Raw genomic sequence first — 23,171 nt, forward strand, 5'->3', positions numbered from 1 at the left:
CTCCCCCCATGACCCCTCCCTCCTTCCACACGTCCTTTTTGCGATTGGCGATCGTCAATGTCTTGTCTAACCTGATGGTGCCGCTGGCAGGTTTAATTAATCTGGCATTTTTAGGACATCTGTCAGAAATTCGACACCTGGCTGGCGTGGCGATCGCCACTGTTTTGTTTAACTACATTTATTGGACTTTCGGCTTTTTGCGCATGAGTACCACAGGCATGACGGCTCAGGCACTGGGGCGCAAAGATGACCGGGAAGTGTCTTTAATCTTGATTCGCAATGTGATGCTGGCACTGGTGATCGGATTGGGCGTTTTAATCTTGCAATATCCCATTCATGAAATTGGCTTTGCGTTGCTGAGTGCGACTCCAGAGGTCAAAGCTTCAGGATTGGCATACTACACGGCTATGATTTGGGGTGCGCCGCCGACTCTGATTAACTTTGTGCTGTTGGGTTGGTTTTTGGGTCGGGGTCGAGGCAGTGAAGTGTTGCTGATCTCGATGGTCGGGAATGCAACCAATGTGGCGTTAAATTATCTGCTGATTGTCCGGTGGGGTTGGGAAAGCGCAGGTGCTGGCTGGGGTACGGCGTTGAGTCAATATGCCATGCTGCTGGTGGGACTGGCGATCGCTCTGAGATCGGTTCCCCTCGAAAAAATCCGCACGATTCTTCCCCATCTGTTTGACCCCGTTGCCTTGAGGGCAACAGCGGTTTTAAGCAGCGATATTGCCATTCGTACCTTTGTGATGGTTTCTACGTTTTCTGCCTTCACCAATCTCAGCTCTTTGTTAGGAACGGTGGTGTTAGCAAGCAATACGCTGTTGTTAGAAGTCTTTACTCTGGCTGCCTATTTTATTGATGGCATCGCTTTTGCGACCGAAAGCTTCGCCGGATTATTTCGGGGTAAGGGGTCGCAGGATCAGTTATTGTCACTGGTCAAACTATCGGGCAGCATCAGTTTGGGCGTAGGGTTAGCCTTTGCTGGGGGGGTAGTGGTCTTCCCGCAACCGCTGTTCAGCTTATTGACCCATCACGACAGCATTGTGGTTCAGACCAGTCACTCTGCGATTTGGCTGGTTCCAGTGTTGGGATTTGGGGCGATCGCCTTTATGCTCGATGGCTACTTTTTAGGGCTGACCGAAGGTCGCATCCTCAGGACTTCGACCCTGGTGGCAAGTTTGGTAGGTTTTACACCCCTGGCGATCGCATCCTGGTATTTTCACAGTAGTCAATTGCTGTGGCTAGCCCTGACGTGTTTTATGGCAGCTCGATCGATTACGTTAGGGATGAAAGTGCCGCAAACATTGTCGATCCAGTCATCGTATAGGGCTACGCACTCAGAACCAGAACCGTAACGGGTTGAAACGCGGCACTCTGTGCCGCGTTTCAACCCATCGCCTCAGTCAATTGCTCTGTAGGGGCGCACAGCAGTGTGCCCTTACCCAAGAATTTCAGGTTATTCAATCCATGATCCTTAACGACTGGACATTAATATCTGAAACTCTTCGGATTGACGAATCGAGTCAAAACTAGAATCAGTCTGTGCCATCACCCGATAGAGATTGGGACTGAGGATTACGGCGCGGTGAAGATTTTTGATTGCCATCTCAAAATCTCCCTGGAGACAGTAAGAACAAGCCTTGCCATACCAGGCGTTGGGGTTGTCGTAGTTGTATTTAAGTGATTTTTCAAAACTAACGATCGCCTCACTATGACGTGCCAGTTTATTCAGCACCAAACCCCGATAACTCCAGGCATAATAGCAACTTTGTTTCAGGGTTATGGCATTGTCTAAACTATTCAGCGCTTCATCATACCGACGCAATGCGGCTAATGCGACGGCACGGCTATACCAGGTGCGATAGTTTTCGGGTCTTAAATCAACGGCGTGGTCAAAGCAATCTACGGCTTCCCGATAGCGATAGAGACAGCTATAGGCATGACCCCGGTTATACCAGGCTTTGGCATCGTGGGGGTCAAACTTTAAGGCCCTACTGAAATTAGCGATCGCTTCTTCATAGCGCCCCAGTTTTGCTAAAGCAACTCCGCGACCATGCCATGCCAAGGCGAATTTAGGATTGAATCGGATCGCGTTATCAAAACTAGCGATCGCTTCTTCATGAAATCCCATTTCATAGAGTGCGAAGCCACGACGCCCCCAAGCTTCGAAATGCTCTGGCTGTGTCTGCAAAAACTTGTCAAAACGAGCGATCGCTCCTTCATAGCGACCGACAGCAAATAAAGCATTTCCCTGGCTATACCAGGTTGCAGTAGTATCTTGGCTCTGACTCATAACATATCTGAGTCCAGCGTTGACTGGACCAAGTATATGGGTAACAATTCACCCTAAACAAAAAGCGAATCAATACAGCATCTCTGAGTTGCATGAAATACAGCTATTGGGTCAGCGCTTCGCAGCACGAAGCTCCGACAAAACAACCGTAGTTGATCCAAACACGAGGTACTGTACTGAAAATTTGATCTTTAACCCCAAAAAATTAAAGACCCTTATTCCCTGTAACAGGCTATTCAACCCTTGATTCAATATCACACGTAGACAGGATTTGCAGAAACCCTGACACACCCTATTTTGAAAAACGTAGTGCAACCCTCAAACTCATTGTGCCCAATCTTTAGATCAAAAGATCAAAGACGATAGTCAGGGGCAAATTTCTAAACTATTTTACTCAATCAACAGAGTGTGATGTTGAGCGTTGTTTCTCAAACATCCTCTAACATTCGTAGAACTTGGGAATAAAACCACTGATTTCGCATCCGATTTTCATTCAGACTGTCTGGATACGAAGTGCAGTTCTTCAAAGCGGCTTGCCAATCCTCAATCTGACAAGAATATTTATTCTGATACTGGAACTCATAAATTAACTTGTTGAATAGACTAAACCGTAGCTTATTTTGATGCCATTTTTCAACGGGATAGATGCCAACGGCATGTTTTAGAGTAAAGAATTTGCTAGTAAATGGAAAAGCCAGCACTTTGCGACCCAACAAAGTACCCCAATACGCTCCATGGTAAGAACTGGTTAAGATCGTTTCCCCTGATCCCAAGAAATCTAAAATTTTATCGATGTCCTTGGTTTCATTGGTCATTCTGGGAAAGTTGTCCACCTTTAGTTGAAACTTTTTGTGGGAAAAAACAACAAATTCATGCTTAATCTCTCGTTTTTTATCAAACGCCGGGTGCATACAACTCACACAAGGCACCCAATCATAACCCAAGCCAAAATCTCGAATTCCTACCAGATCAAAAGCATCTAGATAACTTGAATAATCGAAGGTTTTGATCTTGTCTGGATCACAATTTCCATAGATTTGTTGACCAATTCCCCAGGCAATACATTTCCCTTTACTTTTCAGTAGTTCTGCAATCTTTTCTTTAAATCGTGTGAAAAGAAGCCCACCTCCTCCGACAATCAGGTGACTATTTTGAGCGGCTTCCAGATCCAGAGTTCGGATATCTACCTGTTTGACGTCATAACCAGGAAATGTGAAGTAATTCACGGGTGAAGATAACAAATCACCAATATTCTGAGGATCAACAACATGGCAGTTGATAATTGAACTCATAGCAGACGTTTAGATTTTAGATTAACGAATTACGAATAAAAAAATAGTGGTGTGTTTTCTAGCTAAAATGATTTGCCACCACCTCACGAATTTCACGCATAAATGTAGGAGCAGAAAATAGCTTTTGCTGTTCTTTAAGAGATGCCAGCAGTTTATGTTGTTTATCTGGATCGCTTAGAACAGCAACGATTTTTTCAGCTGCATCCTTCTCATTTGTAAAAAATAGGTCTTCATTTTGCTGCCCAACAATCTCAATCTGGCCTCCAAAATTGCGAACAAAGGGAATGGCTCCTCCTTTAACCATTTCTGCAATAGAAATGCCAAAGGGTTCTTGCTTAAAATGAAGTCCATATCTGCATTTAGCAACCACATCGACGTAGTCTTTGTATTTTAAGTCGCTATACAGCGTCACCCAGGATTCATTTTTCTTGATCATTTGATTGAGAAACCGTTGGTATTTCCAGGCGTATACACCACCGCCACCGCCGGTCATATATAGCTTGACATCAAATCCTTGTTTGCGAACCGTTTCAAGAATTCGAATGACTTTATGGGGCTGTTTTGCTTCAGTCAGCCTGCCACTACAAATAAAAGCATTTTCTTTTTGTTCCCAGGATAGTTCGGGGACATCAATTAAAACTGGAGGATAAATGACGATGGAGGGAATGCCATACACCTCTTTGACTCGGTCGGCTACAAAGTAAGAATTGGATATGGAAAAATTCTCTTTAATTTGTTCTTGGTTAAAGTTGGATAGTTTACGGTGAAATGGTTTACCTTCCAGGACATTAACCCAGTGAATATATTGAATGCCTTTTCGACCCAGATCCATGGCACTATAGCCGGATAGAACTAAATCATACTGGTCAACGTTTGCTTTAAACTTGCGCATCAATACATGGAAAAATTGCATTCTTAAATTGCTATTGTTCGCAATCAGAAAATGACTAATCGATCTAAAAAAGGATGATACAAGAGCTTCTACTTTGACATTCTCAGATGAGAGTGTTGTTCCGTACATGGCGTTGAGTTTATCAAAATCAACGTCTGCTACAGTCACCAGGGTTAAGTCGTATGTTTCTTTTAAAGCTTCTAATATCCAAAGCCCAACAGCCTCAGCTCCACCTCCCATAAACGCGGGATAAAATACAGCAATCTTTTTTTTAGTCATCGTTTCTACAATCCTATTTTGATACTTAAACTTCACCCATCTATAATAGACTGCGCAAGCATGATTCTGTGCCGTCTAACATATATGGAAAATTGCGATCGCTGTTGCTATAAGTTAAGTATTCCCTGCCATAGCTTAAGTTACTAAATATGAAAGTTATGTGAAATCACAAATAGATGCTAACAAGTGAAGATTAAGATTGAGACGATTAATATTGCAGTTCAAGCGTTGGTATGACCGTTCTTAATGATTAACGAGAGCGATCGCGCGTCAGATCTGTGATTCTGATGATGACGATTTAGGGTTCCCCTATAAACATCACCGATGGATGACGGTGTTCATATCATGGTATTTCTTCAACCTCAACGCTCTATCCGGCAAAACCGACAACCGATACACGTCTGATCCTGAGCGATCGCCTAAAAAATGTGACCGTGTGCCAATCCTGTTCTAATCTTCATCGATCGATGAAGCGCAGAGGGTTTGCATTGAAACCGGGGGCAGGCTAAGGTGACAGTAAGCCGACGTTGGGCATAAGGTTATTGAGGAACCCCGCATGGTAAATGGGATTTATACGTTAGCAAATGACGTTGTTTACGATCAGCTGGTTGCGCTTCTCAATAGCATAGAAACCAACATGGGGCAGGATATCCCTGTCTGTGTCATTGCCTACGATGATCGTCTGGATAAGGTTCGTGCTGAAGTTGCCACTCGAACGAACGTTACGTTATTAGATGATCCAGAAATTTTGCAACGGTGGGAGGCTTTTTCGTTGCAAATTTGGCAGACTCACCCCAGTGCCTTAAAAACCTGGCAAGAAAAGGGAATTAATGGGGTTAATCGCTTAGGAATGCACCGTCGTTTTTGCGGATTTGATCCGGCGAGTCCGTTCGAAAAATTTATTTATCTCGATGCTGATATCTTAGTTTTAAAGTCGCTGAATCCTGTTTTTGAAAAGTTAGAGGAGTTTGATTTCGTTGTATACGATTATCAATATAAAGACCTCTCTCATGTTTACAATCCCAACGCTGAACGATTGTTTCAGGTTTTTGCACAAACTCGATTAGAATCTGAAATTTTTTGTGCGGGTATGTATGGTTCTAAGCGCGGGATGTTTGATCCGGAGCAACGGGATTGGTTAGTTGCTCGGTTGCAGGAGGGAGATGGTGAGATCTTGTATCCCAATGCGCCTGATCAGTCAATTCTTAATTACATGGCGATGAAACCCGGTCTATCGATTTACAATTTTGCAAGGCAATTACCGCCCGAACAACGAACCGGAAATTCAGTCACCTCTCCTCATTTTGAGATGAAAGATCAAGTCCTTTATGACAAAGGCAATCCATTAATGTATTTGCATTACATCGGCTTGTCTTCAACGTTGTTTAAAGAGCTGTGTCAGGGCAAAAATATTGATTTTCCCTATCGAGATATTTTCTTGCATTATCGATATTTGCATGAGCCAGATCAACATCCTAAATTCACCGGAAAAGCAGCTCTTTATAATGCTCCACCTAATTTGATGCAACGCGCCTTAAAAAAATTAGGAATGAAGTAAAAGAGCAGGAATTGTTATTGGATTTGGAGGAACAGGTGGTGGGACTCACCATTACTCAGGTTGATGCTTTTACCAATCAAGCGTTTTCGGGCAATCCGGCTGCGGTCTGTATTTTGCCTGCGCCGGTAGATGATCGCTGGATGCGGTCTGTTGCCCAAGAGATGAACCTTTCAGAAACGGCTTTTTTGCTGCGTCAGGATGACGGGTTTAATTTGCGCTGGTTTACACCTGCTGTTGAGGTTGATCTCTGTGGTCATGCGACTCTTGCCAGTGCCCATGTGTTGTGGTCAGAAGGGCATCTGTCCGCCGATCAAGAAGCCCGATTTTATACGCGCAGTGGGCTATTAACGGCAAAGCGGCTGGAGGATTGGATTGTGCTCGATTTTCCTGCCAAATTATCCGATGAAACCCTGGCTCCAGATGCTCTTTTACCTGCTCTGGGGGTTGAAGCGACGTATGTAGGCAAAAATCAGTTTGACTATCTGGTTGAAGTTGAGTCTGAGGCGATCGTGCGACAGATGCAGCCTAACTTTACGCTGTTGAAAACGTTGCCCGTTCGGGGTGTGATTGTGACCAGTCGTAGCAGCGATCCTACCTATGATTTTGTCTCTCGGTTTCTGGCTCCCGGTTCGGGGATCGATGAAGACCCGGTGACGGGTTCGGCGCACTGTGCCTTAGCACCGTTTTGGCGCGATCGCTTAGGGAAAGATTCTTTCTTGGCGTACCAGGCTTCTGCTAGAGGGGGAGTGTTGCGGGTCACATGCCAGGGCGATCGCGTTCTGTTGGGCGGCCAGGCAGTAACCGTCCTGCGGGGTGAGCTGTTGGCATAATGCTCTCATTGGCTGCGGCAATTCATTGTTCTAAAGCAATGGATCGGAAGCTCTGCGACTGCTATAGATGGGAAGAGTCGCCGCCCGTCGGGCGGCGACTCTTCCTCATTCAGTTATGGATTAGCCGAGAGCGGCGGCGACCCAGTTTTGAATCGTGGAGACGACCTGATCGATGGCAATGTCTTGGGATTCGTGCTGCGCCCGTTTGACTACTTCTACCTTGCCCTGTTTGAGCGATCGCCCTGTGACGATGCGATAGGGAATCCCCACTAAATCGGCATCTTTGAACTTCACCCCCGCTCGCTCATCGCGATCATCCAGCAAGGTTTCGATCCCTGCCTGAGTCAGGTCTTGATATAGCTTTTCAGCGACTGATACCTGATCCGCATCGCTGATATTGGGGATGACAACAATGGCATGATACGGGGCGATCGCCACGGGCCAAATGATCCCGTCTTTGTCGTAAGACTGTTCGACTGCCGCCTGTGCCAGTCGCGACACACCCACGCCATAACACCCCATCACCAGTGGCACATCTTCTCCTTGCTCGTTGGTATAGGTAGCTCCGAGGACTTTAGAATATTTGGTTCCTAGCTGGAAAATATGCCCGACTTCGATGCCTCTGGCACTCTGGAGAATTTGGCTGAAGTCATGCATGGCGCGATCGCCCGGTCTAGCTTTGCGTACATCCACCACGTCCGTCGGCAAAATAAATTCTTTGCCCCAATTTGCCCCGACCACGTGATAGCCCGGTTGGTTTGAACCTGTGACAAAATTTTTCAGCTCCACAGCGGTGTGATCGACCAATCGTAGAAAGTTGGGATGGATTTTCGCATCTTTCGCAATCAGATCATCGCTCAGATCGGGGGCAATGTAACCCAATGGCAACGAAGTCGCCGACCATTTTTTCTGCGCTTCTTCATCGGGTACGGTTAGGGATAATAACGTTTTGCCCTCAAAGCGATCGCCCATTTTCACCAGTTCATTAGTCAACTTCACTTCGTTGACATCTTGATCGCCCCGCAGACTGACCAGCACTAAAACGGTTGTGCCATTGTCATATACGGCTTGATAGAGAACGTTTTTGACGATTTGTGTGGGCGAACACTTCAAAAACTTAGCCAGCGACTCAATCGTGGGGGTGTTAGGGGTTTCTAAGGTTTCGTACTGACTGAAGGGAGAGGCTTCTGCATCCGGAGGTAACGAAACAGCTTTTTCGGTATTTGCCGAATATTTGCCATCTTCGGTGTAGAGGATCTCGTCTTCACCCGCCTCTGCCAGCACCATAAATTCTTGCGACCCTGACCCCCCGATCGCCCCAGAATCTGCTTCAACCGGACGAAACGCCAGTCCGCAACGGGTAAACATATTGCGATAGGCGCGATCCATATCGGCATAGGTTTGCTTTAGACTTTCCTCGTTGACATGAAACGAGTAGCCATCTTTCATGATGAATTCGCGTCCGCGCATCAAGCCAAACCGGGGTCGAATTTCGTCGCGAAATTTAGTTTGGATCTGATACAAATGCAGCGGCAGTTGGCGATAGGAGCGAATCATGTCACGGGCGATCGCCGTGATCACTTCTTCATGGGTCGGCCCGAGCGACACTTCCCGGTTCTGGCGATCGGTGAGGGCAAACATGATTCCCTCTGCCTGGGTGTAGGTATCCCAGCGACCCGATTCTTTCCATAATTCTGATGGTTGCAGAGCGGGCAGTAAACATTCCTGCGCACCCGTCGCATTCATTTCTTCGCGGACAATCTGAGCGACTTTTTGTAAAACCCGCCACATCAGAGGCAAGTAAGCATAGACCCCACTGGCAACTCGCCGAATGTATCCTGCTCGTAACAACAGCTTATGGCTGGGAATTTCCGCCTCTGCCGGGTCTTCTCGTAATGTTACAAACAACATTTGAGACAGTCGCATTGCCTGTTTCCTTTCTGAATTTCGGTGGTCTAAATCTCTCGTATCTCAGTTTATAGCGCTTTGCCCGTTACACCTCACTTGCCAAGATTAACCGGGTAACTAAAAAAATCTACCTTCGGTTAGAGGGCGCTATCCCCCTACACCCCAATAGGCATCAGGATGTGTATAGTAAATGGGTAGTTCTACATCGTTATAAAAACGATATCGGGTCTAAACCATGTCAAGAGGGTTGCTTTGGCTTCCGTTATTGATACTGTTCTGTTGGCTTGCCTGGGCAGGATGGAACGAGTACCAAAAATTAGAAGCTTACCAAAGCTGGGCAGCACAGTTCCAAAAGTCTAAATATGACATCTATGCGGTCTTAGGACAAAATGAAAGCGAGATTACCTGGGGCAAACCTACCCGCAAGGGCCCCATCGATCTCCAAACTTTCTCGCTAAAACAGGTTCAAGCGATTGAATTAAAGGTGGGCGATCGCTCTATAGCCCTCGACGATTTGCCAGCCAACGGGCGGAATGTGTCTTTAGAATTTCAATTTGGTCATTCTAACCCTACCCGCATCCCCTTTACCGAGCTATCATTAGCCGCCAAATGGGGGAACTATCTTCAACAAGAACTGTCCCGATTTCACACGGAACCTGCGGAGAATAACTGTTAAGGATCACATCCAATTCGTCTTGAGAGGGCGGCGTCGCCGCTCTCCAGACGAATTACAAGTTAATTCCTTGCTTCCCAGGTACAACCCCCCATTCAGCCTTGTCAGTTTTCATCCCGTTCACTCTCTATCCCTTCAGTTTTCTCTGCCCCGCGTCCCTTGATTTCCAGCATGACCGACTTCTTATCCGTCTCTGAATACGAATTAGAGGAACGACGCAAGCGACTGCGCCAGCAACGTCAATGGAAAGGTCTGCAATCTTTCTGGCGATCGCTGGTGGTCATCGGGCTGACGGGCGGAGTCATTTGGGGCACCACGCTGCCATTGTGGATTATTCGTAGCCCCGAACAAGTGGTGATTGAAGGCAATGAACTGCTATCGAAAGAAACTATTCTGTCAGTGCTGCCGATTCGTTATCCCCAATCGGTGCTGGCAATCCAACCGGAAACCATCGCTAATGTTTTAGAAGCGAAAACGCCCATTGCCGAGGTTGAGGTGACTCGTTATCTCTACCCGCCAACCCTAATCATCAAGGTGCAAGAACGTCGTCCCGTGGCGATCGCCTATCCGGCGATCGTCAGTCCAGAATCGACTCCGCCTCAAGCAGGGGCGATCGCCCAAGCAACCCAACCCGGTTTATTAGACGAACAGGGCTTGTGGATTCCCTTAGAACGCTACACGATCGATCAATCGCTGCAATTGCCCACCCTGAAAGTGATTGGCATTCGCGACGAATATCGATCGCAGTGGTCAGAGGTTTACAAAGCCATTAGCCAAAGTCCCGTAGAAATTTACGAAATTGACTGGCGAGAACCCAATGACCTGATTCTCAAATCAGATATGGGTGAGGTTCATATTGGGGCTTACACGGCGCTATTGCCCGAACAGCTGCGTTCCCTCGATCGGTTACGGCAGTTGCCTCAGCAAATTGATTTCAGTCAGGTTGCCTATATTGACCTGAAAGACCCCAAAACACCGATTATCCAAATGCTGCAATCTGTCCAGGTGAGCAGTCCCAATCGATCGGAGTAATTTTTCCCTAAATTTAGATGAATATGGTTCTACGCAATTTAGTTAGGACATCGGGGGGGTGGGGGCGGTGCCCCCACGCAGGGGTTTCACCCCTGCACCCCGTCCTAACCCGAATGCGTACCGCTATAGATGCAAAAAATTGGGAAAAATCCTAAATTTTGCTCCCTACGTCCCGAATTTCGCTATATGCTATATGCTTTGTTTGATCCTAGAGAAAGTAGATTTGATTCTAATTAGCGGTTCAGATCTTAAAAAGACGGTTATCTTTAACGTTTAACAGGTCATTCGATTCTTGTTGCTTATCCCCATTCGCTATGAAATTGAGCAAAAGAAAGGGGATTAAAAGGACAAATCTCTACCTATGGAGATGGGAGTCCTCTGGAACTTTGTCATTATATGCATAGCCTTAAATTGACAGCAGATTGGTTTTTACGGCAACTTGTCCTATATATTTGACTAAAAACCACTGGGTGCCCTGAGCACCCAGGCAGTCATTTTTTAAGATATCCACAGTTCAATCTCAGATATCATTGACCCTCTGGCAGTCAGTTTTAACAACTGCCTTTGTTAGCTCAGCCCTCAAAAACGATATTTTTTTGACTATCGATGAATACCGCAAATCCTTTTACTAACTCTGGGATACACTTAGGTCAAGTTCGTGATGCCAAGAACACACTGGCAGAAGAATCCAGGAGTGATGAGATTGTGCAAAGTAGTGTAGCCCGCATTAAAGTGATTGGAGTTGGCGGTGGAGGGTGTAATGCCGTTAACCGGATGATTGCCAGTGAAGTTTCGGGAATTGAGTTTTGGTCAATTAATACAGATGCGCAAGCACTGACTAATGCCACCACCCAAAATCGTCTCCAGGTAGGTCAAAAGCTGACCAGAGGTTTGGGTGCGGGGGGAAATCCGGCGATCGGTCAAAAGGCAGCAGAAGAATCGCGCGACGAGATCGCCATGGCATTAGAAAACTCTGACCTGGTGTTTATTACCGCCGGTATGGGAGGTGGCACGGGCACGGGGGCAGCTCCTATCGTGGCAGAAGTGGCAAAAGAAGTCGGTGCGTTAACGGTGGGTGTGGTAACTCGTCCGTTTACTTTTGAGGGTCGCCGTCGTACGTCTCAGGCAGAAGAGGGCATTGCTGCGCTTCAGAGCCGAGTCGATACGCTGATCATGATCCCTAACGATAAGTTGCTCACCGTTATTTCTGAACAAACCCCGGTGCAAGAGGCGTTTCGGGTTGCCGATGATATCCTACGGCAGGGGGTTCAGGGCATTTCTGACATAATTACTATTCCTGGGCTGGTTAACGTCGATTTTGCCGATGTTCGCGCTGTCATGGCAGATGCCGGGTCTGCGCTAATGGGGATCGGGATCGGTTCGGGTAAGTCGAGAGCCAGAGAAGCCGCGATGACTGCGATTTCCTCTCCGTTACTCGATTCTTCGATTGATGGCGCTAGAGGCGTTGTCTTTAACATTACGGGGGGCAGCGATTTAACCTTGCATGAGGTGAACTCCGCAGCCGAAATTATTTACGAAGCGGTAGACCCCAACGCCAATATCATTTTTGGGGCAGTGATTGACGATCGCCTGCAAGGAGAAGTCCGAATTACGGTAATCGCGACGGGGTTTGCGGCTGATGCCCAACCGCTCCCCAACACCAGAGTTGCGCCTCTGAAGCGAGGGGTATCTGCGCCCCCAATCAGTTCTATTCCACCTACAGCTGAACCCAAAGGCAAGCCAGGGTTAGATATTCCTGAGTTTTTGCAACGGCGACGTCCCACTCGCTAGCCACGTCAACTGAATTGTCTCACATGGAAATGGGTTGAACAGCGGCGCGCCGCTGTTCAACCCATTTCTGGTTCTAACGTCATCAGTAACATGACGCAAGAGAAGTGCAGCCACCCGACGGGTGGCTGCACTCCCCTGACCAATTCACGCTAATTACGATAGTTTGGGATGCAGTCGTGCCAAACTCATTAACTTTTGCAGAGCTAGGGTTAATAATAAAGGGCATCTACCCCAATGGATTGACAAGATGATGGATCTTCAAGTTGCACCGTATGGCTCATGGAAATCACCCATTACTTCGGACTTGATTGTACAAGGAACGGTTCGATTGGGTGAAATTCGCATTGATGGGGCAGATATCTACTGGAGTGAGCTGCGCCCCATGGAAGGCGGACGGAGTGTTGTGGTGCGTTGCTCGCCCTCGGGTGAAATGACGGATGTGACCCCTACCCAGTTTAATGTTCGGACTCGGGTGCATGAATATGGGGGGGGTGCGTTTATTGTGGCAGATGGGGTAGTCTACTTTTCCAATTTTGCGGATCAGCGTCTCTATCGTCAGGGGGTTGGGCAACCTCCTGAACCGATCACCCCTGAACTTGCCCTGCGCTATGCCGATGCCGTGGTCGATAACCAGCGCGATCGCCTGATTTGTGTGCGAGAAGATCATCGGGCTGACGGTCAGGAACCAATCAATACCATTGTTGCGATTGATCTCAAAGGCGGGGAGGATGAGGGCACCGTTTTAGCCGCTGGTTGTGATTTTTATGCCTCGCCTCGTCTCAATGCAACGGGCGATCGCCTTGCCTGGTTGAGCTGGAATCATCCCAATATGCCCTGGGATGGCACGGAACTGTGGGTCGCTGATTTGAATCCAGACGGAACGGTTGGGCAATCCTATTGTGTGGCAGGTGGCTTATCAGAATCGATTTTTCAACCCGAATGGTCTGCGGATGGCTCGCTCTATTTTATTGGCGATCGCACAGGTTGGTGGAATCTCTATCGCTGGACACCGGATGCCAGCACGGCGGGTCAGGGGACTGTCACTGCCCTCTGTGAAAAAACTGCCGAATTTGGCTTACCCCAGTGGGTTTTTGGCATGACCACCTACGGCTTTGAGTCTGCTGATAGCCTCATTTGCACCTACGTTGATGCAGGCATTCAACGGTTTGCTCGACTCAATACCCGGACTCTGGCATTAGACGATCTGGCGATTCCCTATGCCAGTGTGGGCGGTCTTCAGGTTTCGGGAGAAGTTGCTGCTTTTACTGCCGGTTCACCCACTGCCCCCAGTGTGATTGCCCGGTTGCACTTATCCACCCAAACGATTGAGGAATTACGCCGTTCCAGTGAGGTTGAAGTTGATCCGGGTTATCTCTCTGTTCCTAAGGTGATTGAGTTTCCGACGGAGCATGGGTTGTCTGCCTATGCGTTTTACTACGCTCCCGAAAATAAAGACTACACGGCTCCTGTCAACGAGCGTCCGCCGCTCCTGGTCAAAAGTCATGGTGGACCCACGGCTGCCACATCTGCCAGCTTCAATCTCAGTATTCAATACTGGACGAGTCGGGGAATTGCAGTGCTGGATGTCAACTATGGCGGCAGCACGGGCTATGGTCGTTCCTATCGAGAACGCCTCAAAGGACTCTGGGGCATTGTGGATGTAGATGATTGCGTCAATGGTGCTAAATATCTGGTGGAACAAGGGTTAGTCGATGGCGATCGCCTGTGTATCGATGGTGGCAGTGCTGGCGGTTATACAACCCTGGCAGCCCTGACGTTCCGCAATACCTTTAAAGCCGGAGCCAGTTTCTATGGCGTCAGCGATCTATCTGCCCTGGCAAACGATACGCACAAATTTGAGTCCCGTTATCTGGATGGCTTGATTGGTCCCTATCCCGAACGCGAAGACCTTTACCAGGCGCGATCGCCAATTCAACACGTCAATCAACTGTCCTGCCCCCTGATTTTCTTTCAGGGTGACGAAGACAAAATTGTGCCCCCCAATCAGGCAGAAATGATGGTCGAAGTGCTGCAAGCCAAAGGCTTACCCGTGGCGTATGTGCTGTTTGCTGGGGAACAACATGGGTTCCGCAAAGCCGAAAATATCAAACGCACCCTGGATGGAGAACTTTACTTCTACTCCAAAGTCTTTGGCTTTGACCTGGCGGATGTAGTGGAACCTGTGGCGATCGCTAATCTTTAAAGCCAGCGGTTTTCAATGGGTTGAGGTTGACGGGTGTGCAACGCACACCCGTCAACCTTAGACTTCTACCAAATCTCGGCTGACTTCTGGTTTGAGCAGCCCCGTTAACAGGTCTGCCGGACGATGGCTGTAAGGCCACGCGAAGGCATGACGGAATGCAGCATTTTGGCAGGCTTGCAGTTGCTCGAAGTCGATAATGTTGTAGGTCAGGAGATTCTCATATTCAAACGGCAGACGGACGTTGTGCAATCCGGCGTTATCGGTACAGATGGCAATATCGACTCCTGCCTCAAAACAGCGATCGAAGACAATCTTCAGCTGACTCATATCGTCTAACGTGCCGGTCTTGAAATAGGTGGTCGGGCAAATTTCCAGACACTGTTGGCGTGCTGCCAACTCTGGTAACAACTCCGGGTAGTGCAGGGGAATCTGGATGCCATGCCCAATCCGCATCAGGTAGGGCAATAGCTCTGGATAACAGCCTTCGCGGGTTTCATAAACATGCCCGGTTGTATTCAACCCCAGAGAACGGGCATAGGCATAGAGCGAGGTAAATTCTTCCAGGCGATCGCCATAGAGTCCATCACCCCCGGCTAGATCGATCCCGCATACATACTGACGTTTTTGAGCTGCCAGATCGACAATCGCTCGATTGACCTCGTAGGGCAAACGAGAGTGCATACACAAGATCTGGCTGGTAACGATGGGGTACTCAGTCAACTGACTGGCTTGCCCCACCACCTCCACAATCTGCGCCATCAGTTCAATGCGTTCAGTCTGCGACAACTGCTCTGGTGTGCGCAAATAAGGGGTATAGCGCAATTCTAAATAAGCCAGATTCTCAAACACATACGCCCCACGCATCAACCGATAGATGAAATAGGGCAAGGTGTCTTCGGTCTGGACACTTTCGACCAGTGTGTGCAGTTCTAGATATTCTGCCAGGGTATTGCGCGGTCGGGTGTAAAAATCTTCAAAGGCGTCGTAATCGGCAAACTGCCCAATCAGTTCATTCTGGTTGCGCTGAAAATAACGCCACAGAATGCGAGGCACGACGGAGCCTCCTAGATGTCGGTGTAACTCAGCGTATAATGCCACAAGCAACTCTCCAAATTTGGTAGAAGGAATAACTCACACATCCCTCCTGATACAGGTTTCAGACAGGCTGGGGATAAAACGGTAGTAAAAATCAGCCAGATGGCGATCGCACTTAGCTGCATCACACCATCTGCGCACCGGAGACTTAAACGTGTAGAAGTTCAAACGATTGTAATGAAATCCCCTGAAGTCGTCTTCACCTACTCGGGGGTTTGTCACTGCTCGCTAACAACGGCAGCTTTTACATAAATTTACATTTTTCTAATACGCCCAGCATATCTTATAAATCTCAATCTCGGTGGATACGGATTTGAATAGCGTCTGCTAAGGCGAACTCACGCCTGATACACCAGATTACGGGTGTTGTGAGAGAGCCGCGCAGAGCGCGGCTCTCTCACAACACCTCATACTTCGTGACCTTGAGATTGGCTATGTCAACAGAAGCCTCTTCAAAAATGTTGACAGTTGTAGCCTCAACTACTGATAATTGTAGTTTGTGTGTATGGATTCTAGGGATTTAACCCTTGGCTAACGTTGTTGTAATTGGTGCCCAGTGGGGCGACGAAGGGAAGGGAAAGATCACAGATCTGCTGAGTAAATCGGCAGATGTGGTTGTCCGCTATCAGGGCGGTGTCAATGCAGGGCACACCGTTGTCGTTAAAGAGCAAACCTTCAAGCTTCACCTCATCCCCTCAGGGATTCTCTACCCCGATACAGAATGCATCATTGGGTGTGGAACTGTCATTGATCCCAAAGTTCTCATCGAAGAGCTGGATCAACTGGAATCGCTAGGCGTTTCAACGAAAAATCTACTGATTTCGGAAACGGCTCACGTCACCATGCCTTACCACCGCATGATTGACCTGGCGTCCGAAGAGCGTCGCGGGAGCCACAAGATTGGCACCACTGGGCGCGGCATTGGTCCAACTTATGCTGACAAATCCGAGCGTACAGGCATTCGGATCATTGATTTAATGGACCCGAAAGGGCTTCATAAACAACTGACCTGGGCAATTAACTATAAGAATGTCATTTTAGAAAAACTGTATAATTTGCCTCCTCTTAACCCGGAAGAGGTAATTGCAGAATACCTAGAATATGCAGAACGATTGCGCCCTCATGTGGTAGACAGTTCATTGCTGATCTACGAAGCCGTGCGGCAGCGACGCAATATTTTATTCGAAGGTGCCCAGGGAACGTTGCTGGATTTAGATCATGGCACCTATCCCTATGTCACGTCATCTCATCCCGTTGCGGGGGGAGCCTGCATCGGTTCTGGGATTGGACCAACCATCATCGATCGGGTGATTGGGGTGGCTAAGGCTTATACAACGCGAGTTGGAGAAGGTCCTTTCCCCACTGAGCTAGAAGGTGAAATGGGCGAACAGTTGTGCGATCGCGGTGCTGAGTTTGGTACCACGACCGGGCGCAAACGTCGCTGTGGTTGGTTTGATGCGGTGATCGGGCGGTATGCCGTGCGGATTAATGGCTTAGACTGTCTTGCCATCACCAAACTGGATGTGTTGGATGAGATGGATGAAATCCAGGTCTGTGTTGCCTACGAGCTAGATGGTAAGCCCTGCGAAGATTTGCCTCGCAGTGCCCGTCAATTTGCCCGTTGCCAACCCATCTATAAGACGCTCCCAGGCTGGAAACAGTCTACAATGAACTGTCGCACCCTCGAAGATTTGCCTCAGCAAGCATTGGATTACCTCAAGTTTCTGGCAGAGCTGATGGAAGTGCCGATCGCGATCGTTTCACTCGGTGCCAGTCGGGATCAGACCATCATCGTAGAAGACCCGATCCACGGACCTAAGCGAGCGTTGCTGTATAGCAATAGTGCGGTCTAATCTGCACCCTTTAGAATCGAGGATTCGATAAAACTCGAACTGCGATTTTATTCAATCCACGATTCTAATCAGGATCAGGAATGAAATAACCCTAATCTTGTTTGAGGGCAGCGGCGGAGCCGCGCTTGCAAAACATAGAGCTTTGGGTTTATTAAACTCTCGATCCTTAGTTGATTTGAAGTGTTGTTGTAGTTTGTCTCATTAGTAAAGTAGCTCCTATGGAACTCACGATCGAATGCCAAAAACGCGATCCGGGCAGTAAACCAAATGCACTGCGTCGGTCAGGAAAAACACCAGCCGTACTGTATGGGCATAGTGGTGCTGAATCGGTTGCTTTAACCGTTAGCAATAAGTCAGCAGAATTGTTGGTCAAAAAAGCGTCTCTCAATAACACATTGATTCAGGTTAATATTCCTGATTTGCCCTGGAGCGGCAAAGCGCTGCTGCGAGAAGTGCAAACCCATTCCTGGAAGCCTGAGATTTATCACCTCAGCTTTTTCTCGATTGGCACTCAAGAAAGTGTCAAAGTAACCGTGCCCCTGCATCTGGTGGGTGAGTCAGAAGGTGTGAAAACCTATGGCGGTACGCTGGATGTGGTTTTGACAGAATTAGAAGTGCAATGTGCGCCTGATGCAATTCCTGAGTCTATTGAAATTGATGTCTCAGATATGAATGTGGGTGATGCGCTGCATGTGAGCGACCTGAAACTACCGACAGGGGTTGCCTCCGTAGGTGAAGGCGATCGCGTCATTGTCTCTGTCTTGCAAGGCAGAGGTGAAGCGTAGGGTTAGGGCACTAGCTGTCGGCTAGTCAAATCCTTTTTGAAAGCCAGGGGTGAACACCTCTGGCTTTTCAGTAGCGCCAGTTGTAGGGTAATCCACCTTCCCGAAAAGCTCTCCAGCGCTTATTTACAGCACTTCGCATCGGGCTAGATGACGGGTCTCTCTCAACACCTTGGACTTCGCGCCCTTGAGAATTGCTCTATTTTCAAAATTTTCAACCGATTGACTTATGACAGAGATTTCCCTGCCGCCTTTAATTCAACAGATGATGCAACCGGAGTTTTATCCTCATCCGGTGCAAGAGCCTATTCAATTTCTCCAGACCCATATCTCCTACGTCTTTCTGACGGGTGAGTATGCTTATAAGGTCAAAAAAGCAGTTAATTTTGGGTTTCTAGATTTTTCGACGTTAGAAAAGCGGCATCACTTTTGTAACGAAGAATTGCGGCTCAATCAACGGGGAGCCTCTGCTCTTTATTTGGCGGTTGTCGCCATTATGCAAGCGGGCGATCGCTTTTATCTTGGAACCGACGGCGACCCGGTAGAGTATGCGGTAAAGATGCGGCAGTTTCCTCAAGATGCCCTGTTGACCAGTCTGTTTGACCGGGGAGAATTGACGGAGTCTGTTTTAGTTGATTTGGCAAAGGCGATCGCTCAGTTTCATGCCAACGCTGCAACCAGTGACTACATTCGCAGTTTTGGCGAAATTCCCAGTATTCGCCATGATTTTGATGAGAACTACGAACAGACTGAAGCATACATTGGTGGACCTCAAACTCAAGAACAGTTTGATGAAACGCGCCAACGGACCGATGATTTCTTTACCCAGCAACAGGCATTATTTGCCAGCAGACGTGCCAATGGCTGGATTCGAGAATGTCACGGCGATATCCATCTGAGAAATATCTGTTTTTGGAACAATCAACTGTATTTGTTTGATTGCATTGAGTTTAACGAGCCTTTTCGCTTTGTCGATGTCATGTTTGACATCGCTTACATTGTGATGGATTTGCAAATTCGCCAACGCCCCGGTTTGAGTGCCGTGTTTCTCAATGCCTATGTAGAGCAAACGGGAGATTGGGAAGGGTTACAAGTCTTGCCCATTTATGTCAGTCGGCAGAGCTATGTGCGAGCAAAAGTGACCTCATTTCTGTTGAATGATCCGGCTGTGTCAGACGCCGATAAGAAACAAGCGAGTGAGGCAGCAGCTCCCTACTATACCCTTGCCTGGAAAGCGCTCCAGCCTCAGCAAGGCGAACTGATGTTGATGGCAGGTTTGTCGGGGTCTGGCAAAACCACGACGGCTCGCTTACTTGCCAGTCGGTTAGATGCGATTCATATTCGCTCTGATGCTGTGCGCAAACATCTGGGTGGGATTCCGCTAGAGCAACGGGGTGATGCTGATCTCTACACCCCTGAAATGACCGAGAAAACCTATGCGCGGTTGTTGGAATTGGGGATCATGCTGGCACAGCAGGGATACCGCGTTATTTTGGATGCAAAATACGATCGCCAGTCGTTGAGAGCAACAGCGATCGCCCAGGCAACGGCTCACCACCTTCCTTTCCACATCGTTCACTGCACTGCCCCCCTGGATATATTGCGCGATCGCCTGCACCAACGGACGGGTGACATTGCAGATGCCACTGCGGATTTACTGGCACAGCAATATTTAGAACCCTTTACTGAGGCAGAACAAGCGTATCTGCACACCATTGACACAACCCAGCCAGTGGAACCCCAACTGAGTTTTGCGACCGTGTCCTAACGATCATGGGTTTAACCCTGATTGTTTTTGAGAGAGCCACGGCGGAGCCGTGGCTCTCTCAAAAACAATGACATGTAATCCTAACCTGGGTGACGATCTAGTTAACGCCGCTGGTTTCTAATTGGGATAAGATGGTTAGCGATCGCTTCACCTCTAGTCAGACCTAAGCGACACGGGTTTTCCTATCCGCAGGGAAGGAACCATTAATGTGTCGGATAGGTTGTCAAAATAACAGTCCGTTCGTTGGCGTTAACCCGTGTTCAAAACTGGATTTAGCATCGCATTACAGATTTGGATCGTTTTCCTGCTGTTTTTCTTTCTGCTGCACTACTCAGCTGCCGCCAGTATTTTGTTAGGTGCTCTGGCTGCGATCGCCGGTGGCACAATTGCGGCGTATGTGAAGACTGAAAATCAGTCAACCGATAAAAAAGATACCTCAGAGGGTGAAACCGATAATCCCTTTACACGCGCACAAAAGCGTCTGCCCCGGTTATTTAAAGCGAGAAAAGCAGACGAAGCGGAAGCCCAAAGTAAAGGCAGAGGCTGGTTCGTCTCCAGGCGGCGACGGGGATTGCGGCGGCGTTAATCTGTAATATCTAAAAACTCTTGAATTTCTTGAGCGATCGCTTCAGGTGACGTTTCCAATAACTGTTCGTCTGCATCAGGAATCAGGTGGAACTTTGCGTTGGGTGCTTGGGCATACACCTGATTGAACGCAGTAGCGATTGAGCGATCGCGTTCTCCTTGCACAATCAAAATCGGTAATTTGAGCCAGGAAATCCGATCATTGAGCAACTCAGCTTGAATCGCGACTTGACGACGGTTAAACAAAAGCTGACAGGTTGCAGGCGATCGCCGGAGTTGTTTTTGTAAGTCCAGCAGTTGTTTGATGCGCTGATGACGCCCCAGGAGACGAGCAATGGGAAATAGCGATCGCAAGACCCAGGGTAAGACGGGCAGTTGAGCCGTTAACCAGCGTTCCCATGTCCATCGGTGTTGGGCACCCTCAACACTGACCCCTTCTGCCCCAATCAATACCAACCCTTTAACCTGTGCAGGATATCGCAGGGCGTACCCAGCCGCAACCCAACCACCAACTTCATGACCCACAAGCCACACATCTCGAACCTTAGCGGCATCCAGATATTCTGCCAAACTCTCGACCAGTAACTCAATCGAGTAGTTGATTTTGGGGTGTTCCGAATCGCCGCAGCCCAACAGATCGGGAGCAAAACAATGCTGCTTAGAACCTAATTGCTCCATCGCCGATAGCCATTGGCTGCCATCATGCCAGGAACCATGCAGAAACAAAACAGCCTTTCCGTCCCCAATCTCACGACAAAATAGTTGTCCTTGAGATAGGCGAATTCGAGAGTTGCGAACAGGTAGAGTCATCCTAAATGTGGGGTTCAGACGTCGAGATAGGAAAAGCTAGTATTCAAATGGTAGGGTATCTGTGCCCAAATATACTAACTAAATTAAGAACATCCGTTGAGCCGCTCTGCCTGCACCCAGCGGCAGCGACAGAACCACTAACAGTGCAGGGCAACTCTCAATTAAGCCAGCGTCGTTAGTCCAGTAAAGTAATCTTGCAATTGCTGATCATGGTCGTGAGACAACATGCCTAAGGGAATGTCAGTCGGAGCAAATGCTTTGACATCAGTAATTTCAAGCGTGTCTTGAATTTGCAAAGTACCCTTAGCTTCTACCTCAATCACAATACAAATCGAATGAAATCGAGGATCGCGATCGGGGGCAGAATAAACCCCGACCAACCGGGTGACCTTAACCAAATCCAAGCCCGTTTCTTCCGCTAACTCTCGTTCTACCGATGTATTTAGATCTTCCCTCCAATTCACCATGCCACCGGGTAAGCCCCACCGTCCCGTATCCCGCCGCTTAATCAATACAATTTGACCATTGGGTAACACTGGGATAATGCTCGTTCCCGTGACAGGATGTCGGAGGATAAGTCCTATCGCAGATTGTATATAGTGCCACAACCATTTCATAGGCTACGTGTTGTTTTTCAATGAATAGACAGCAAAAACCTCTACATTGGGTTGATCAACCTCATTGACCTTGAGAATGGGATCATTTCCGCAGGAAAAACTGCCCGCTCTCACGTTAAATCAGGCATAAACCCAAATTCACCTGAGAACACCCTACTCTAAACTAATAGACTCAATCCTAAGGATTATAGATTTAATCATCTGTAAGTTTGTGTTGTGAGGCGCGGCGGTGCCGCGCCTCACAACACAAACCGAATTCACGCTCCTCAATGTTGCACTGGGGTGTAGGGGTAGAGCCCCTGCGTGGAAGCACTGCCTCCACTTCATGCTGCACCATTTAGGATTTGCAACACTAGTTTCCTAAGGCTGAGCTTGCCAGGTCAGCCAAAACTTGTATGGCATGGCTTTCTGGTTTCACTTTAAGGTAGATTTTTTCGATCGTGCCGTCGGGTCGGATCAAAAAAGTATTTCGGCTAACACCCATATATTCTTTCCCCATAAACTTTTTCAGCCCATAGCTGTCGTAGGCTGTGGAAACAGCAGCATCGGTGTCTGATAGTAGGGAAAACGGCAACTCAAATTTAGTTGCAAACTTGGTGTGAGACTTGGCATCATCGGTGCTGACGCCAAGTACAACTACATTTTGGGATTGATAATCAGGATAGGCGGCTTTGAAGCCACACGCTTCTTTGGAGCAGCCGGGAGTGTTATCACGGGGGTAAAAGTAGAGGACAACCCATTTACCCCGAAAATCGGCAAGACTGACACGATCGCCGTTCGCATCTGGAAGCGTAAAGTCTGGAGCATCATCGCCAGGTTTCAGAACCATTCAAGAACCTCGCCAGCGTAGGAGTTTAGAGAGCAGCTTTACGTTTTCAAGAGAAAACCCACTTCAAAGTATGACACTTTA

General features: G+C 48.1%; 18 protein-coding genes and 1 pseudogene. 11 read left to right on the forward strand and 8 right to left on the reverse strand.

The window, feature by feature from the left end:
- Window positions 1-8 precede the first annotated feature (8 nt).
- A complete protein-coding gene (gene gntT, locus ACR6Z4_RS18490; protein ID WP_479718871.1) occupies window positions 9-1,355 on the forward strand; it encodes a guanitoxin biosynthesis MATE family efflux transporter GntT in 1,347 nt (448 codons plus the stop codon).
- 119 nt (window positions 1,356-1,474) lie between these two features.
- Here gntT and ACR6Z4_RS18495 read toward each other — a convergent pair whose 3' ends face one another.
- The 3 genes from ACR6Z4_RS18495 to ACR6Z4_RS18505 form a co-directional block, all read right to left on the reverse strand.
- Window positions 1,475-2,293 carry a tetratricopeptide repeat protein gene (locus tag ACR6Z4_RS18495; RefSeq protein WP_479718784.1) on the reverse strand — a complete coding sequence of 273 codons (819 nt, stop codon included), beginning with the start codon at window positions 2,291-2,293 and terminating at the stop codon, window positions 1,475-1,477.
- A gap of 428 nt (window positions 2,294-2,721) precedes the next feature.
- On the reverse strand, window positions 2,722-3,585 hold the full coding sequence (locus ACR6Z4_RS18500) for a glycosyltransferase family protein (protein ID WP_479718785.1): 864 nt from the start codon (window positions 3,583-3,585) through the stop codon (window positions 2,722-2,724).
- Window positions 3,586-3,643: 58 nt separating this feature from the next.
- Entirely contained in the window at window positions 3,644-4,756 is a 1,113-nt protein-coding gene (locus ACR6Z4_RS18505; RefSeq protein ID WP_479718786.1) for a glycosyltransferase, read from the reverse strand.
- Between the two features lie 556 nt (window positions 4,757-5,312).
- On the opposite strand from ACR6Z4_RS18505, the gene ACR6Z4_RS18510 reads away from it, so the two are divergent.
- Both ACR6Z4_RS18510 and ACR6Z4_RS18515 read left to right on the forward strand, forming a co-directional pair.
- Window positions 5,313-6,314: an Npun_R2821/Npun_R2822 family protein gene (locus ACR6Z4_RS18510; RefSeq protein WP_479718787.1), complete on the forward strand. Its 1,002-nt coding sequence runs from the start codon at window positions 5,313-5,315 to the stop codon at window positions 6,312-6,314.
- 38 nt (window positions 6,315-6,352) lie between these two features.
- Entirely contained in the window at window positions 6,353-7,144 is a 792-nt protein-coding gene (locus ACR6Z4_RS18515) for a PhzF family phenazine biosynthesis protein (RefSeq protein ID WP_479718788.1), read from the forward strand.
- Between the two features lie 120 nt (window positions 7,145-7,264).
- Here ACR6Z4_RS18515 and ACR6Z4_RS18520 read toward each other — a convergent pair whose 3' ends face one another.
- Entirely contained in the window at window positions 7,265-9,070 is a 1,806-nt protein-coding gene (locus ACR6Z4_RS18520) for a proline--tRNA ligase (RefSeq protein WP_479718789.1), read from the reverse strand.
- 217 nt (window positions 9,071-9,287) lie between these two features.
- Between ACR6Z4_RS18520 and ACR6Z4_RS18525 the strand changes: the two genes are divergently transcribed.
- The 4 genes and pseudogenes from ACR6Z4_RS18525 to ACR6Z4_RS18540 all read left to right on the forward strand — a co-directional run bounded on the left by ACR6Z4_RS18525 (window position 9,288) and on the right by ACR6Z4_RS18540 (window position 14,751).
- Window positions 9,288-9,728 (forward strand): hypothetical protein, encoded by a 441-nt coding sequence (locus tag ACR6Z4_RS18525; protein ID WP_479718790.1) that lies wholly within the window; start codon window positions 9,288-9,290, stop codon window positions 9,726-9,728.
- Window positions 9,729-9,896: 168 nt separating this feature from the next.
- Window positions 9,897-10,757: a cell division protein FtsQ/DivIB gene (locus ACR6Z4_RS18530; RefSeq protein ID WP_479718791.1), complete on the forward strand. Its 861-nt coding sequence runs from the start codon at window positions 9,897-9,899 to the stop codon at window positions 10,755-10,757.
- A gap of 600 nt (window positions 10,758-11,357) precedes the next feature.
- Window positions 11,358-12,548 (forward strand): annotated as a pseudogene (gene ftsZ, locus ACR6Z4_RS18535) (cell division protein FtsZ); the annotation flags it as partial.
- A gap of 247 nt (window positions 12,549-12,795) precedes the next feature.
- Complete coding sequence (locus ACR6Z4_RS18540; protein ID WP_479718792.1) at window positions 12,796-14,751, forward strand: S9 family peptidase; 1,956 nt, start codon at window positions 12,796-12,798, stop codon at window positions 14,749-14,751.
- Window positions 14,752-14,808: 57 nt separating this feature from the next.
- Here ACR6Z4_RS18540 and ACR6Z4_RS18545 read toward each other — a convergent pair whose 3' ends face one another.
- Window positions 14,809-15,849: an adenosine deaminase gene (locus tag ACR6Z4_RS18545; RefSeq protein WP_479718793.1), complete on the reverse strand. Its 1,041-nt coding sequence runs from the start codon at window positions 15,847-15,849 to the stop codon at window positions 14,809-14,811.
- 524 nt (window positions 15,850-16,373) lie between these two features.
- On the opposite strand from ACR6Z4_RS18545, the gene ACR6Z4_RS18550 reads away from it, so the two are divergent.
- From ACR6Z4_RS18550 to ACR6Z4_RS18565, 4 genes are all read left to right on the forward strand, one after another.
- The gene (locus ACR6Z4_RS18550) at window positions 16,374-17,699 is read left to right on the forward strand and encodes an adenylosuccinate synthase (protein WP_479718794.1); all 1,326 of its coding nucleotides are present in this window, start codon (window positions 16,374-16,376) and stop codon (window positions 17,697-17,699) included.
- A 218-nt stretch (window positions 17,700-17,917) separates the two neighbouring features.
- On the forward strand, window positions 17,918-18,484 hold the full coding sequence (locus ACR6Z4_RS18555; protein ID WP_479718795.1) for a 50S ribosomal protein L25/general stress protein Ctc: 567 nt from the start codon (window positions 17,918-17,920) through the stop codon (window positions 18,482-18,484).
- 226 nt (window positions 18,485-18,710) lie between these two features.
- Window positions 18,711-20,249: a bifunctional aminoglycoside phosphotransferase/ATP-binding protein gene (locus tag ACR6Z4_RS18560; RefSeq protein WP_479718796.1), complete on the forward strand. Its 1,539-nt coding sequence runs from the start codon at window positions 18,711-18,713 to the stop codon at window positions 20,247-20,249.
- Between the two features lie 256 nt (window positions 20,250-20,505).
- On the forward strand, window positions 20,506-20,835 hold the full coding sequence (locus ACR6Z4_RS18565) for a hypothetical protein (protein WP_479718797.1): 330 nt from the start codon (window positions 20,506-20,508) through the stop codon (window positions 20,833-20,835).
- Here the strand turns inward: ACR6Z4_RS18565 and ACR6Z4_RS18570 are convergent.
- From ACR6Z4_RS18570 to bcp, 3 genes are all read right to left on the reverse strand, one after another.
- Entirely contained in the window at window positions 20,832-21,644 is an 813-nt protein-coding gene (locus ACR6Z4_RS18570) for an alpha/beta fold hydrolase (protein WP_479718798.1), read from the reverse strand. The two genes, ACR6Z4_RS18565 and ACR6Z4_RS18570, sit on opposite strands and share 4 nt — an antisense overlap.
- A 161-nt stretch (window positions 21,645-21,805) precedes the next feature.
- Window positions 21,806-22,261 carry an NUDIX domain-containing protein gene (locus tag ACR6Z4_RS18575; RefSeq protein ID WP_479718799.1) on the reverse strand — a complete coding sequence of 152 codons (456 nt, stop codon included), beginning with the start codon at window positions 22,259-22,261 and terminating at the stop codon, window positions 21,806-21,808.
- Between the two features lie 352 nt (window positions 22,262-22,613).
- Window positions 22,614-23,090, reverse strand: a complete 477-nt coding sequence (gene bcp, locus ACR6Z4_RS18580) for a thioredoxin-dependent thiol peroxidase (protein ID WP_479718800.1) — start codon at window positions 23,088-23,090, stop codon at window positions 22,614-22,616.
- Window positions 23,091-23,171 lie beyond the last annotated feature (81 nt).

Source organism: Calyptranema fuscum S582 (genome assembly GCF_055793305.1).